The sequence below is a fragment of the Pseudoxanthomonas jiangsuensis genome, assembly GCF_010093185.1.
Classification (GTDB): Bacteria; Pseudomonadota; Gammaproteobacteria; order Xanthomonadales; family Xanthomonadaceae; genus Pseudoxanthomonas; species Pseudoxanthomonas jiangsuensis.
The window spans coordinates 1-516 of record NZ_PDWL01000143.1 but is presented as its reverse complement, the minus strand read 5'-3'; the positions used below and the strand labels follow the sequence as shown (position 1 = coordinate 516).

Annotated in this window: 1 protein-coding gene and 1 pseudogene; both read right to left on the bottom strand. The window is 52.9% G+C overall.

Going from position 1 to position 516, the window contains the following annotated elements; translation table 11 throughout:
• Positions 1 to 103 (bottom strand): prophage tail fiber N-terminal domain-containing protein (locus tag CSC62_RS17715; protein WP_211369047.1); only part of this gene is annotated, 103 nt, incomplete at its 3' end.
• Between the two features lie 64 nt (positions 104 to 167).
• A pseudogene (gene lom / locus CSC62_RS17710) lies at positions 168 to 516 on the bottom strand (outer membrane beta-barrel protein Lom); the annotation flags it as partial.

Below are 516 nucleotides of genomic sequence, written 5' to 3'. Positions count from 1 at the left end.
CCACCACCGTGGTGCTGTTACGTCTGGCTTTCAGCTGAATGGTGCAGTTCTGTACCGGTTTTCCTGTGCCGTCTTTCAGGACTCCTGAAATCTTTACTGCCATATTCACCCCACAAAAAAGCCCACCGGTTCCGGCGGGCTGTCATAACACTGTGTTACCTGGCTAATCAGAATTTATAACCGACCCCAACGATGAATCCGTCAGTACGCCAGTCGCCACTGCCGGAGCCTTCATAAGCAATATCAACAACGACGGACGCTGCCGGATTAATCTGTATACCTGCACTCCACGCCACTGAGGTATGCCGCATTGCACTTTCGTCCCTGGCAGTGGTCGTCTCTTTCATATACCCGGGAGTGATTTCCGTCTTACGGTAATCCATTGTACTGCCGGACCACCGACTGTGAGCCACTCCGGCCATGGCGTACGCACTGACCTGCTTACTGATTTGTAAAACCGGTCCGGCCATCACGCTCACATAACGTCCACGCAGGCTCTCATAGTGAAACGTATCC